Annotated in this window: 13 protein-coding genes; 1 reads left to right on the forward strand and 12 read right to left on the reverse strand. The window is 70.2% G+C overall.

What is annotated here, in order from left to right; genetic code table 11:
• Positions 1-120: 120 nt before the first annotated feature.
• The 7 genes from BJZ21_RS20100 to BJZ21_RS20125 form a co-directional block, all read right to left on the reverse strand.
• Positions 121-363 carry a DUF3263 domain-containing protein gene (locus BJZ21_RS20100; RefSeq protein ID WP_179665379.1) on the reverse strand — a complete coding sequence of 81 codons (243 nt, stop codon included), beginning with the start codon at positions 361-363 and terminating at the stop codon, positions 121-123.
• 13 nt (positions 364-376) lie between these two features.
• The gene (locus BJZ21_RS20105; protein ID WP_179665380.1) at positions 377-619 is read right to left on the reverse strand and encodes a hypothetical protein; all 243 of its coding nucleotides are present in this window, start codon (positions 617-619) and stop codon (positions 377-379) included.
• Positions 620-723: 104 nt separating this feature from the next.
• On the reverse strand, positions 724-846 hold the full coding sequence (locus BJZ21_RS21595) for a hypothetical protein (RefSeq protein WP_281380853.1): 123 nt from the start codon (positions 844-846) through the stop codon (positions 724-726).
• 2 nt (positions 847-848) lie between these two features.
• Positions 849-1,049, reverse strand: a complete 201-nt coding sequence (locus BJZ21_RS20110; protein WP_179665381.1) for a hypothetical protein — start codon at positions 1,047-1,049, stop codon at positions 849-851.
• Entirely contained in the window at positions 1,049-1,762 is a 714-nt protein-coding gene (locus tag BJZ21_RS20115) for a hypothetical protein (protein WP_179665382.1), read from the reverse strand. The genes BJZ21_RS20110 and BJZ21_RS20115 overlap by 1 nt, the downstream gene beginning before the upstream one ends.
• Positions 1,759-2,424, reverse strand: coding sequence for a hypothetical protein (locus BJZ21_RS20120; protein ID WP_179665383.1), 666 nt, complete (start codon positions 2,422-2,424; stop codon positions 1,759-1,761). Before BJZ21_RS20120 ends, BJZ21_RS20115 begins: the two co-directional genes overlap by 4 nt.
• Before the next feature lie 68 nt (positions 2,425-2,492).
• Positions 2,493-2,873, reverse strand: a complete 381-nt coding sequence (locus tag BJZ21_RS20125; RefSeq protein WP_179665384.1) for a hypothetical protein — start codon at positions 2,871-2,873, stop codon at positions 2,493-2,495.
• Between the two features lie 163 nt (positions 2,874-3,036).
• Here BJZ21_RS20125 and BJZ21_RS20130 point away from each other — a divergent pair, with 163 nt between their 5' ends.
• Entirely contained in the window at positions 3,037-3,228 is a 192-nt protein-coding gene (locus BJZ21_RS20130) for a hypothetical protein (protein ID WP_179665385.1), read from the forward strand.
• Here BJZ21_RS20130 and BJZ21_RS20135 read toward each other — a convergent pair.
• The 5 genes from BJZ21_RS20135 to BJZ21_RS20155 form a co-directional block, all read right to left on the reverse strand.
• On the reverse strand, positions 3,225-5,402 hold the full coding sequence (locus BJZ21_RS20135; RefSeq protein ID WP_179665386.1) for an alpha/beta hydrolase family protein: 2,178 nt from the start codon (positions 5,400-5,402) through the stop codon (positions 3,225-3,227). The two genes, BJZ21_RS20130 and BJZ21_RS20135, sit on opposite strands and share 4 nt — an antisense overlap.
• A gap of 42 nt (positions 5,403-5,444) precedes the next feature.
• Entirely contained in the window at positions 5,445-8,732 is a 3,288-nt protein-coding gene (locus BJZ21_RS20140) for a tail fiber domain-containing protein (RefSeq protein ID WP_179665387.1), read from the reverse strand.
• Entirely contained in the window at positions 8,729-12,526 is a 3,798-nt protein-coding gene (locus BJZ21_RS20145; protein ID WP_179665388.1) for a phage tail tape measure protein, read from the reverse strand. The genes BJZ21_RS20140 and BJZ21_RS20145 overlap by 4 nt, the downstream gene beginning before the upstream one ends.
• A gap of 134 nt (positions 12,527-12,660) precedes the next feature.
• On the reverse strand, positions 12,661-12,987 hold the full coding sequence (locus tag BJZ21_RS20150) for a hypothetical protein (RefSeq protein WP_179665389.1): 327 nt from the start codon (positions 12,985-12,987) through the stop codon (positions 12,661-12,663).
• Entirely contained in the window at positions 12,984-13,325 is a 342-nt protein-coding gene (locus BJZ21_RS20155) for a hypothetical protein (RefSeq protein WP_179665390.1), read from the reverse strand. Before BJZ21_RS20155 ends, BJZ21_RS20150 begins: the two co-directional genes overlap by 4 nt.
• Between the last annotated feature and the right edge of the window lie 5 nt (positions 13,326-13,330).

Genomic DNA, 13,330 nt, shown 5'->3' on the forward strand with positions numbered 1-13,330 from the left:
TCGTGCACACGCCCCGGTGGTGTTTGTGCGTCTCCGGTCCGCCCGCGCGACCGGCACTACACGGCGGAGTGGTCGTTCCATCCGGACAACGGGGCTGGACATGGTCATCAAGGCGGCCGACTAGGCGGGTCGCGCCGCCCGCTGCCGACGCCTCCCGTCGCGCACCCGCTGCAGCCGCCGCACGAGCACCGCGTCGTGGGCGAGCGCGGCCGGCCGGTCCAGCAGCGCGTTCAGCTCCTGGTAGTAGCGCGTGGGCGAGACACCGAAGACGTCGAGGATCCGGGCGTTCTTCGCGCCGGCGTACTTCCACCAGGCGCGCTCGAAGTCGAGGATCGCGTGTTCACGGTCGGTCAGGTCAGCCATGCCGACGAGCCTGTCACTGCTCGCCGACACCACGGCCGTGGGAGCGGTCGACGGTGTCCGCGCGCACGTCCGCCGCGGTGAAGGTGGCGATGAACGAGGACCGCTCCCCCGGCGGCCGGTACTGCACGTCAGCGGTCCAGGTGTCGTCGTCGTGCTGGGTCCAGGCGCGCAGCTCGCCTGGGCACCAGGCGTCGTCGACGAGCACCTCGACGTCGGGCCGGTCGATCGGGGCGTAGACGATGCGCTGCTTGGCCATCGGGCCAGCCTGCCACCGGCATGCCGAAAGCCCCCGCCACCCTGCGCGAGGGTGACGGGGGCGGTTCAGGCCGCGGCCTTCAGTGGGCCGGGTGAAGGCTTCGGTCAGCGGTCGGGGTGGAGCGCGGCCCTGCCCATGATCAGACGCACGACGATCTCGCTGGCCGGCGGCGTGCACCAAGCGCCGATGCCCATGCCGAGCACGAGGATCGCGAGCCGCTCGAACACGGTCAGCTCCGGGGCCGCTTCGGCACGTTGCTGCCCGCGAGTGCGGAGACCAGGGCCCCGATGAGCGCGCCGATGAAGGTGGCCCAGTCGCCGTCCGCGGCCTGCCAGGCGGCCCAGATGAGGGTCGCGAGGAAGGCGGCGGCGTAGATGGCCAGCCGTACTCGGGCGGGCAGGGACTGGAGCAGGTTGGTCAGGGGGTTCATCAGTTCTCCTCGGGGGTGATGTCGGCCGATAGGCCGAGGTGGTCGGCGTGGGTACGGAACGCGCGGACGTGCCTCGCCTTGCAGCGGAGGACGAAGAGCCGGTCGTAGCGGCGGCGGCCGTAGGTTGCCGGCGTCTTCACCTCGCGCAGTCCGTGGACGCGGAAGACGATCCGGCCGATGGTGTTCATGTCGCCGGTCAGCGCCAGCGCGGCCCCGGGGTGCTGGGCGAGGATGCGGCGCAGCTCCTTGGCGACGGCGTGGAACCCGCGGGCCCGGCGCCGGCGCCGCCACTTCGCGGTGGTGTCGGCCTTCGCCACCGCGTGGTGGGTGGCCGCGATGAGGAGGCCATCCGTGTGGAGGTCCTCGAGCAGCGCCCACGCCAGCTCGCGGCTGGGCCCGACGCGGCGGCGGTCGGTCCGTCGCAGCCCGGCGCCGACGTGGCCTCCGCGCATCACCACGTGCCGCCCGACCGCCTTCTCGCGGAACCTCTCCACGAGCCAGGAGATGGCGTTCTCACCAGCGATGTGGCAGGAGAAGCCCTCGGCCGAGCGGAGGACCTCGTGGGAGGTCTTCTCCTTGGCCTCGTTGAACGTCACGACGTCGCCGCGCGCGAGAGCATCAGTGATCGTCTCGGCGTTCAGGCGGGCCGGGTCCGGGGACTCGATGTTGGTGTGCGCGAGCCGGAAGGTCCCGCGCCGGCCGGGGCGGGTCATTTTCCCGGGCCGCCCACGGCGCCGGTGACCTGAGCGATCTTCTTGAGCACCGAGCGGACGGTCTCGCCGACGAAGTCGGGCGAGCCCTTCGGGTCGTGCAGGTTCATGTCGGCGTCGAGCAGGTCCTGGACCATGGCCTGCTTGTCCTCCGGCTTCCAGTCACGGTATGCGGGCATGTCGTCCTCCAGCTGGGGTGGTGGGGTGGTGACGAGCGGGCGGGGTCGCCACTCGTAGTCGGGGGCGTTGTTCGCCAGGCCGTTGCAGCCGGCGAGGTAGGAGCGCCACGAGGCCGCGGCGCCGGCCGAGAGCGGCTGGTCGGTGCCGAGGGTGATGTGGCAGTGGGGGTCCATGCCGCCGTGCTGCGGGGTCTTGTCGCGCCGCCATGCGCCGCCGCCGTGTTCGCGGATGGTGCGGACGAGCTTGTCGACCTGGGAGCCGGTGAGGTCCCAGATGCGGACGTCCATGCAGCCGCCCTGGTCGTGGTAGCCGGCCGAGGCCGCGGCGCCGCCGCCGTTGCGGGTCATGAAGGCGCCCTGGACGATCGTGGGCTCGAAGCCGAGGTCGGCGACGACGGCTTGCCACCAGTCGTGCATGTAGGCGGTGAGGTAGATGCCCCGGCCGCTGGTGTCGGTGCCGTAGCGGTGGACGGTGAAGTCGGGCACGGGGGCCTCCTGGGGGGCGCGACAGTGGACCCGCGACCAGGCGGCCGAGGGCTAGACGAAGACGGATGTCAGGGGTCGAGCGTCGTCAGTGCGGACTCGACCTCGATCGGGGCGGGCGGCACGTCGCCGCCCAGGCGGATCACCTCGTCGCGCAGCAAGATCGCCCAGCGGATCAGCGAGGTCAGCATCGACGCCTGCCGCCGGTTCTGCTCCTGCAGCGAGGCGTTCGTGCGGCGCTCCTCGATCAGCGCCTGCTCGAGGTCGGTGACGCGAGCTTCGAGCTTCTCGATGCGCTTCCCCTGCTCCTCGGACCACGCCTGCCATTGGGCGGAGACCGACGCCTCGGTCTCGACCTCGTCCCGACGGTGGCCGAACGCCCGGTTGAGCAGCAGCAGCACGAGCGGGCTGACGATGGTCGCGATCAGCGCCACCCAGATTGCTTCACTCACACACTCGATCCCTTCGGCTGGTCGTCGGGTTCACGGCGGCCTCCTCGTGGCAGTCGGTCTGGAGTTGTCAGGAGCTCGTCAGGGCCCGGTCAGGCCCGCTGGGTGCCGTGCATACCGAGCAGTAGGCCGCACTGTCGGGCGCCGGTGTCATAGGGTGTGCGGCATGGCCGACCAGACCGATATCGCTCTACTGGCGCTCGCGACGAGCATGGGCGTCGACCTCCCGGTCGGCCTCGGCATCGTGGAGGCTGTCCGTTCGGAGGCGACCGCCTTGCCCCTGCCCGACTTGGCGCGGCGGGTGCAGGAAATGGTCTCGGATGAGTTGTACCCACTGGGAGGACTGCCGCGTCGTTAGGCGCCGACGCAGCGGTTGAAGAAGGCCACGTAGTCGCTCGGCTGGAAGTGGCTGGCGTCGCCGTGGTTGCCGGTGCAGGCGACCACGGTGGCCTCGGGCGCGTAGCCGGCGACCAAGGTGGCGAGGGTGTCGCTGTTGTCGGCCTTGCTGACCGTGGTGTCGCTCGGGCTGGCGTAGAACCGCATCGGCACGCCCCGGAACGCGGCAGCGGCCGCGGCGGCGGGGTCGTGTCCAGCAGTCTTGGTGGCGTAGTCGGAGCCGTCTGCGGCGATGCCGTAGGCGGTGCGGATCTGACCGGCGTAGGTGCCCGCGTTGTTGGCGAACATCGAGGCGAGGTTGCACACCGGATAGGTGCCGAGCCACCCGGCGATGCCGGGGATGGCTCGCTGCATCAGGGCGTTCAGGGTGGCGATCCCGCCCATGCTGGTGCCCCACAGCAGGATCGGCCCGATGGCGTAGTGGTCGCGGACGTACTTGTACGCCGAGAGCATCTTCGCCTGGCCGGCGTCGTTGCCCCAGTTGTTGCCGCCGCCGTTGACCGAGAGGACGGCGTACCCGGCGGCCAGCAGGGCCTCGTACACCGAGGGTGAGGCGGAGTCGGTGAAGATGTCCAGCTCGTTCTGGTCGGCGCCGTGGTGGTGGATCACGAGCGGAACCGGCTTGCGGCTGTCGTAGGTCGCCGGGAGCGTGAGGTGGATGGGGTGACTGGCGTCGGCGGCGTCGTAGCGCCACTCGGCGGACGGGGCGGCCCCCTCGACCGCGCGGTTGCTGCTCGTCACCGACTCGGCCCGGATGACCGTGGCGCCGACCCCGATGCCCGAAGTGCCCCGGTTGTCGCCCTGGTAGATGGCGAACCGGGCGGGCGCAGTCCCGGTGCGCGCGTTGAACATGAGGGCCGTCTTGTTGCCGTCGAGTTCGCTGAGGGCCACCGACGTGCCGTTCTCGTCGACGGAGACGACAACCGCATAGGTCCCCGCTGCGAGCGTGGTCAAGGCGTTGCTGGTCGGGTTGGCGAGAGCCACAGCACCCGATGACTTCCGCCACTCCTTGACGCTGTTGTCGGCGTTGTTGATCTGGATTCCGTAGAGGACGCTGGTGGCGGGCGAGCCGGTGGCACTGGTGACGACGCCGATCACGACAGACCCGGCGCCGCCGGCTGCGGGGACCGTGAGCGTGGTCTTGAGGCGGGCTCGACCCGAGGTCAGCGAGAGGCCGTCGTAGGTCATGGTGGCAGCAGTTCCCGACAGGTAGTAGAGCTTCCCGGCAGAGACCTGCACGGTGCTGGTGGTGGCCCAGTTCGCCAGCGATGCCCATGTCTCGTTGAGGCTGGCGGCGTCCTCGTACCGCTGCCGGGACAGCGCCAGTGACTTCATGGAGTCGGCGCGGCCCAGCACTTCCAGGCGGCGCAGGGACAGGGTGTCGGGGGCCTTGGCGTGGTCGGCTGTCTGCGTGGCAATCGTGGCAGTAAGGGCGGCCCCCAGGGGGTGGGCGGGATCCTTCGCCTTGGCCGCGGTGGTGGTGCTCGTGTCCGAGGCCGGGTCGTCCATGTAGGTGGCCACGCCGGCGTCCGAGCCGCCCGGGCCGACCGGCAGCTCGCCGGCGTTGACGGTGGTGCCGTCGCTGAGCGTGGTGACCAGGTCGGCGCCCTGGATGGCGACGGCCGTGACGCTGGTGCCCTGCTCACCCCGCGTGATCGGCGTGGCCTCGCCCGGCTTGATCGGCGCGACGATCGTCAGGTCGTTGACCCCGGCTCCGCTGGTGCCATCGCCGGCCGCGGTGAGACGGCAGGTGAACTCCGGGAAGTCGACCAGCGTCGTGCCCGCGTACACCTCGGAGAACGTCACCCGGTGGGTGGCGGCGCCGGCCGGGACCTGGGGGTTGACCTTGGTGCTGGTCAGGTCGACGACGTACACGAACGGGTTCGTGGCCCCGCCGGCCGGCGCGGTGTACGTGAGGTAGCCGTCGGCGTCGATGGCGCACTCGATGACCGCGTTCCCGCCGGTCCACGGCACCGGGGAGCCGGCGGCGACCTTCACGAAGGTGTTCAGCGGGGTGATCAGCACGCGGCCGGCGGTGCACCACACGGTGTCCGGGTTGTCGTCCGGGTCGCCGCCGGTGTCGCCCACGGTGAGCCCGAAGCGGCCGATCACCTTGGCGTAGTCGAGGTCCGGCAACGTGGGCTCCTTCGATCAGGGGTGGTCGAGACGGGAAGGCGGTCAGGAAGCCGGCTGCTCGAGGGCGGTGACTCGCTGGGCGAGGGCCTCGAGCTGGGTGCGCAGGTCGTCGACCTCGGCCTGGAGGGCGTCGGCGCGGCGCTCGTGGTAGCGCAGGATGACCTGCTGAAGGGCTGGGACGCGGTCGTAGGAGATCCCGCCGGCGACGTGGTCCTGGTCGCGCAGCAGCCAGGGCTCCATCTCCGCGCCCATGGCCTCGACGTAGTCGACGATGAACCCGGCGTAGGTGCGCTTGGCCGGGTCGTCAGCCTCGCCCTTCATCGTGAACGTGTAGCCCTGCAGCTCCAGGTACTTGCGGGCCAGGTCGTCATCGTCGGGCAGCGCGGTGACGTTGTCCTTCACCTCGAGTGTCGAACTAGAAGCGGGGACGAGACGGCCGAGGTTGTTGAAGTTGGCCGCCCGGCCGTTGCCGCCTCCGTTTTCGGAGTCGTCGAACAGGCCCTGGGTGGAGTGCATCTGGCCGTAGTTGAGGGTGTTGCCGTTACCTCCACGTGGGAGGAGTTCGATATCGCCGTTGGTGGACAGGTCACCGTTCAGCCAGATCGATGAGGCCGCACCAGTCGAGCTCTGCGGAGAGAACAGCCGTGTCTGCAGCCATCCGCCCGTGACCAGCGAGTACAGGCCGCCTGGCGACACCTCGCTGGCGTCTCCGGTGTATAGCTTGATGTCCCCAGAGGTCGAGACTGTGACGCGCTGTCCGGAGGCCGCGGTCTGAAGGGTCGAGCCGGTGATGGTCTTGCCGTTGATGGCGTTGGCGTCGAGCTTGTCGGCCGTGATGCTGTTGCCGACGATCTTGTCGCCGCTGATCGAGTTGCCCGCGATCTTGTCGCCCGTGATCGACAGACCCACGATCTTGCTGCCCGTGATGGTGTTGCCGACGATCTTGTCGCCCGTGATCGAGTTCGCGGCCAGCTTCGGCGTGGTGATCGCCCCGTCGCTGATGCTCGTCGAGGTGATCGGGAACTTCCCCTGCAGCCCCGAGATGTCCGTCTTGGCCTGCGACAGGTCGGACTGCACCTGCGGCAGCGTGACGTTGTTGAGCTGGTCGAGGTTGCCCTGGACGCCGTCGAGGGTGCCGTCGATGTCGTCCTTGACCCCGCCCACGCCCGGCGGCGGGGCCGGCACCGCGTTGGCCGAGGCGACCGCGCCGTCCACGGTGAAGCCGAGCGTGACCAGCCACTTCCCCGGCGTGATCGTGTGGGTGATCGTGGTGATCCGCGAGTCGTCAGCCAGGCCGGCCCGGTCGTTCGAGACCGCGACCAGGTCGTAGAGGTCCAGCTTCGCCTTCGCCAGGTCGTCGGTGCCCCGGATCGGCAGCACCATCGAGTTCACCCGCAGCGCCGGGGTGGCGTTGACGTCGAGGATCTGCTGGGCGTAGGCCTGGATCCCCGCCGCGTCGGCCGGGTCGAAGCCCTGCACCGTGTACTCCGCGGCGTGCTCGCCGTACTGCTGGTAGGACGCCTGGTCGACGTAGGGCCCGAACACGAGCTCCTCGGTCGAGCCGCTGGTAGCGATCACCCGTAGCACCCGGACGGTGACGGAGTTGATGACCTTGTCCAGGTCGAAGGCGATGTCGAGGTCGGTGTTGTACGACGTCTCGTCCAGCGTCGCTGCCACCGTCGAGTCGATCTGGTCGCGGTCCCATGCCTGCAGCACGCCGTTGCGGTCCACCCACGCGAAGCCGAGCACCGTGTCGCGGGTGACGGCCACCTGGTCGAGCACCGAGGCGTTCCCGTTGTAGGCCACCACCGTCGCGGCCGCCACCTGGTCGCCGGACCCGTTGCACGACCACGGCACGCCCGCGCCCTCGAGCAGGTACGGCAGCTCGGCGATCGTCGCGACGCCCTCGAGGCGCGGCGTGCCCGCCAGGGTGTTGATCGGGTCGACGGCGGTCAGGTTGACCTCGGCCCGCTTCTGCTCGTTGGCCTGGAGCAGGTGGTAGGTCACCGCCCCGGTGAGCACCTTCCCCGCGAAGAGCACGTCCCCGTCGACGGTGACCAGGCGGATGCGCCGGCCCTGCCGGATCAGGTCGTTCTGGGTGGGGTCGAGGATCGCGTCGAACAGCTGCACGCTCATCGAGCCGACGTTGAGGTCCTCGCGGTCCACGGTGATGTTCGCCGACGGGCCGAGGATGTTCTGGTACGGCACCGGCACCAGCGTGCCGACGTCGCCGGTCGCGGAGGTCGCGATCGAGGCGGAGGCGTATGGGGTGCCCGCCCACGCGTAGGTCTCCCCGGCGGTCGGGGTGCTGGCGCCGTCGAAGAACGACGTGAAGCCGAACCCGCGGAACGGCTCCACCTGGACCTGGTTGACGTAGTGCACCTCTCCCGGCGCGAGGTTGCCGTACTCCACCCGCAGCCGCACGTGGGTGGCGTTGGTGGGTGCGGTCGCCAGCGCGGTGATCTGCGCCGTCCAGTCGTCCGGCGTCTCCGTCACGGTCCGCAGCGCCACCGTGGCGATCTCGTCGCCGTTGGCCTTCAGCCAGCGCGCCGAGAGGGTGACGTCGCGCCTGTGCCCGCCCGGACGGCTGCGCGCCGCGAGGAGGTAGTCCCGGCCACCCGTGACCGGCATCAGCTCCGAGGCGAGCCGCGCGGGGCCGGTCGTGTCGCCGGTCTTGGTGATCGTCAGCGAGGCCTCGCCGTCGAGCTGGTGGTACGACGAGGTGCCCACCGAGGCGCCGCCGTGGGCGCTCCAGCCCCCGACACCCTGCGCCCCGGTGGGGGTCGGCATCAGGTTGGTGCGCTGCCACACCAGGCCGTCGGAGGCGGCGGCCTCTGTCACCGTCACGTCGAGAACGGCCATCCACGTCGAGGCGATCGGCTGCCCGCCGTCGGCGGCGTAGTGGTCGAAGCGCAGCCGGCAGTACGCCGCGCCAGCCGGCACCGCGGTGGACCCGATCTGCCGGTACGTCAGCGACCCCTGCAGCTGCGCGGTCGGCGCCGTCGAGCCAGTGAGCGTCTTGGAGACGTCGAGCCACTCGATCTGCGCGGTGTACTTGCCGTCGACCGAGGGCGCCTGCCACGACGCGGCGACGTAGCCGCCTGCGGCGACCGGCATCGGCTCGGTGTAGAAGTAGCTGTCCGCCCCGCCCGGGGAGGTGTACGTCAGGCCCATGCCCGACACCGAGCGCAGCAGTGAACCGGCGACCGGGGTGACCCACCCCCACGCGCCGAGCTCGCCCGAGGGGTTGGGCACCAGGTTGAGCAGCTCGCCCGGGTCGGGGTCGCGCTCGACCTCGAGGCGCAGCAGCTGGTCGACGCGCACGCTCACTTCGACCACCGAACCTTGGTCCGGCCGCCGGCCTTGAAGTAGTCGTCGAGGTAGTGGGCGATCTCCCGGCCGACCTCCGGGCCCCGTGCGCCCACGGGCACCTTCACCTCGAGGTGGATGTGGGTGTCACCCTGCTTCGCTGCCGGAGCGTGGCCGATCGTGGAGTACCGGTTGCCGGCGTGCGTCTGGGCGGGGCTGATCTTCTGCACCGAGATGTGCAGTTCACGGCGAACCTGGTTGACCAGGCGCCCGGCCAGGCGGTCGGCGATCTGGTCGAGCTTGTGCCGGCGCTTCTCCAGCCCCTTCACGACGCCCTCAGCGCCCCGCAGCCCGGCGCCGTAGAACTGGGTGCGCATGTCGCTGCCGAGCTTCCCGCCGGCCTTGCTGATCTTCGAGGTCAGCTGGTTGATCTGCTTGACCGCGCTGGACCCGCCTGAGGCGATCGCCTGGGCCGTGGCCAGCGCACCCTCGAGGTCGCCGGACGCCGCCGTGTTCAGGATCTGCCGCAGGCTCGTCTTGTTCAGCTTGCCCTTGAGCTTCTCGATCACAGCCGAGAACTGCTGGGCGACACTGGCCCGGGCCGCGAGCTGCGAGAGCAGGGCGGGCAGCGTGACCGCGGTGCCCCCGCCGACCGTCCCGAGGCCCACAACGCTGCCGTAGTCCCGGTAGCCCGTGCGGATCGACTTGGCGAAGTCGTCGGCGGCGTGCTTGAGCTGCTTGTACTTCTCGACGGCCTTGTCGAGCAGCTTGCTGTTGTGGTCCTGGGCCCGCCCGTTGGCCAGCAGGGCCGCCTTCTCGTCCTTCAGGCTGCGCAGCAGCGCCTTGCGGCGGCCGGCCTGCTTCTTCCCGTCGAGCCGGGACGTGATCAGGTGGTCGATCTTGTCCAGGGCCGACTTCACGCCCGAGAGGCCCTTGTCGACGCCCTTGAGCACCTCGTGCACCAGCCGCTGACCGGCGTTCTTGGCCTTGCCCTTGCGCCGCGCGAGCCCGTCGGCCAGACCGTCGCCGAGGTACTGACCGACCTCGCGCATCTTCCGCGAGGGCGAGCGGATGGCGCCGGCCTTCTTCGCCGCGCCGATCGCGCCAGCCACCGCCGCGGCGGCCTGGGCGGCCAGCTGGGCAGCCGTGCCGGAGAACCCGGCGATGACGCCGGCCTTCATCGCCCCACCGATCTGGGTACCGCCGCTGTGGGCGACGCCCGCGGCGCGCGCGGCCGAAGACTGCAGGCTGCCAGAGAACCCGCTCAGGTCCGCGCGGGCGTTCTTGGGGCCGCTCTCGAGGTTCTTCCGCACCCCCTGGCTACCGGACGACGCCTGGTGCAACCCCTTCGTGATGCCGGCGTTCAGGCTGTTGAGGAAGGGCCCCATGTCGAGCTTGCTGGCCGCAGAGCGCCGGGCATTGTCGGCCGCCCGGGTGACGCGCTGGACGGCCTTCACCGTGGTGTCGGCGCCCGAGGCCTGGATGAGGGTCCGGACCTTCTTCTTGCTGAGCAGGTTGTACTGCTGGGCGATCTTCGCGACACCCCGCGTGGTGGGGATGATGCCCACGGCCTCGATCTTGGCGCGCACGTTCTTCGGGATCGCCTTGAGCTTGCCCGTGTAGTCGGCGGTCGCCGCGGCCGTGGCGCGCACCTCGCGGGCCTGACCCCGCAGCACGCCGGGCATCTGCTTGAGCTCGGCAATGTTGGTCTGCAGCGCCTTCTTCTGCTTCTCCAGAGCCGTCTCGGCCTCGGTGGCCGACTTGGTGAGCCCGCCGGCGGGGTCGAAGTTGTTCGGGTTCGTCGCGATCGCGCGCTGCTGTGCGTCCAGGTCGGCGATCTTGCGCTTGTAGTCGCCGACCACGGCGCCGAGCTGCCCCATCGCGCTCTTCTGCCCGAGTGCGGCGTTCACGACCTGCCGCGACGAGATCCCGTACTTCGCCGCGGTGGTGATCAGGCCGGACTGCTGGAGCTTCTGCAGCACCGCGGCCCGGGTCGCCCCCGTGTAGGCCCCGGTGACCTGGTCGAGGGTGTCCTTCAGCGACTGCAGGCCGCTCTTGGCCTGCTCGATCGGCTTGATGGCCGCGATCTTCGCGTAGCTCTCACGGGCCTTGTCCCCGGCGCTGCGGCTGTTCCGAGCGATGGAGACGAACAGGCCGGCCAGGCCGCCGAGGCCAGCCCCGACGACACCGCCCACGGCGAACCCGGTCGCGGCGCCCCCCAGCGTCGTCTCCAGCGCCCCCACGGCCTTGTTGCTGGCGTGGGCCCCCTGGATGAGAGCCACCATGCCACCGACGCCGGCCGCGGTGCGCGCGGCAGCCCCCAGGCGGCCCATGAGGGCCGTGGTGTTCTGCGCCCGGGTCTCGGCGTAGGTCATCTCGGCCCGCCACTGCTGGATCCGCGCGATGTTCAGGGTCACGGCACCGGTGGCCGAGGTGAACGCGCCGGTGAGCCTGGGCAAGATCAGCGCCGCGATGGCGGCCTGGACCCCGATGGTCTTGATCGGCTGCGGCAGCGCGTCGACCGCCGTCGCTGCGGACATGGCGAGGTCCGCCAGCGTCTTCACGGCTGGCAGGAGGTCCTCGGCCAGCGGCACCGCGGTGTCCTTCAGCGCAGTTGCGGCCGAACCGGCGATCGAGGCCAGAATCTTCAGCGCCGGCACCAGCTTCGACGTCGCGGCCTCGCCAGCTGCGATCATGTTGTCCTGGTTCTTCGCCAGCCAGTCCGCAGCCTCCGAGAGCGGCTTGTTCAGCTTCGGCGAGAACTGCCGGTACAGCGACTGGATGGCCGAGACCCCGGTCGCCTTGAGGCTCTGCAGGGTGCCGAGGAAGCCCTTGGACTGGGCGTTCGCGAGCTTCTGCGCGGCCCCGGCCTTCTTGACGCCCTGGGTGTAGTCGTCGAGGGTCTTGACGCCGTCCTTCAGGATCACCGACGCAGCGGTCGAGGCGTTGACGCCGAACAGGTTCTTCAGCGCGTAGGCCTTGTCCTGCCCCTTGAGCTTGTCGATGCCCTGGGCGAGGTCGCCGATGATCGCGCGGAACGGTCGCATCTTGCCGGTGGCGTCGAAGATGTGGACGCCCATCTGCTGCAGCGTGATGTTCGCGGCTGTGGTGGGCGCCTGCAGCCGGATGAACATCTGCCGCAGGCCGGTGCCCGCCTGGGACCCCTTGATGCCCTGGTTGGCGAGCTCGGCGAGCAGGGCGTTGAGCTGGTCCATGCCCACGCCGGCCCGGGCAGCCAGCGGGGCGGCGTACTTGAACGACTCGGCCAGGTCGGAGACGTCGGCCGAGGAGATGTTCGCTGCGTTCGCGAGGCTGTTGGCGATGTGCCCGGCCTGGCTGGCCTTCAGCGAGAACGTGTTCAGGGTGTTCGAGACGAACGTCGAGGCGTCGGCCACCGAGAGCTCGCCGGCCTTGGCGAGGATCATCGTCGCGTTGATGGCCTTCAGCGACTTGTTCAGGGTCAGGCCGGACTTCGCGAGCTCGACGACCCCGGACGCAGCGTCACCGGTCGTCTGGCCCATCTTCGCGTAGAGCTGGGCGTTGTTCTCGAGGGTGCTTGCCGCGCGCTTCATCTCGGCACTACTCGAGCCGGTGAGCGCCTGGATCTTGTTCAGCGTGGTGACGTAGGCCCCGCCGGTCTTCGTGACCGCCGCGCCAGCCTTGACCAGGGCCCCGATCGCGAAGACGCCGGCGAGAGCCTTGCTGGCCCGGCTGACGCCCTTGCCCATGGTGCCGTAGGCGCGCGCGGTGAGCGCGGCTTCGGCGCGGGCCTGCCGGCCGTTGGCCAAGATCGCGATGCGGATGGGCCCGGCCATGTCAGCTCACCAGCCCTTCTCGCGTAGCTTCTCGGTCATCCGAACGAACGCATCCCGCTCGAGGCGAGACAGCGCCATGTACACCTCGGGGGGCTGGCGCGTCAGATAGCACCAGGACCCCATGTCCTCCGCCCTCAGTCGGCGGAGGAGTCGCCTTCCCCCGCCGGAGTCTCCGGCTCGTCCGGATCGACCTCTTCAACGTCGTCGGGGAAGAAGTCGCTGACCTGGGCGAGGGTGAGCCCCATGACGTGCCGGTAGGCCTTGCCCTTCGCGTCCTTGATCTCCTGGGCATCGAGGTCACGGCCGACCACGACCATGGCCAGGGCCCGCAGGCCGGTGGACGGCTTCGTGGTGAGCAGCACGTCGGGCATGGCGCCGAAGCGCGCCTCGATCTCCTGCTCGTCGTAGCCGGTGAGCGACTCCAGAACTTCGCTGGTGCCCATGGTGCTCTTCTCGATCATCTGAGTCCTCGTCTCGTGATCTGTGCGTTGATTTCCTGTTCGAGCCGCTTCAGGGCGAACGGCTGCCACGCCTTGTCGGCGCGCTGCATGAACCCGTTGGCGGCGATGTGGTGCTTGGCCCACCCGTAGTTGATGGGGCCGGCGTAGGGCACCGAGGCCCGGCCGGCGGCCACGTGGGCCGACGACCGGGCTCTGTTGCCTCGCACATCGCCGGCGAGAGTGCCCGAGCGGTGCGGGGCGTAACTGGACGCGAGGCGGGCGCCCTCGGCGGCGATGGTGGAGAAGGCGTCCTTGAGGTCGTTGACCTCCAGACCGATCTCGAGCAGCGCCCGGACCACGGCCG

Origin of the sequence: Nocardioides panaciterrulae, from assembly GCF_013409645.1 — a bacterium.
Taxonomy (GTDB): domain Bacteria; phylum Actinomycetota; class Actinomycetes; order Propionibacteriales; family Nocardioidaceae; genus Nocardioides; species Nocardioides panaciterrulae.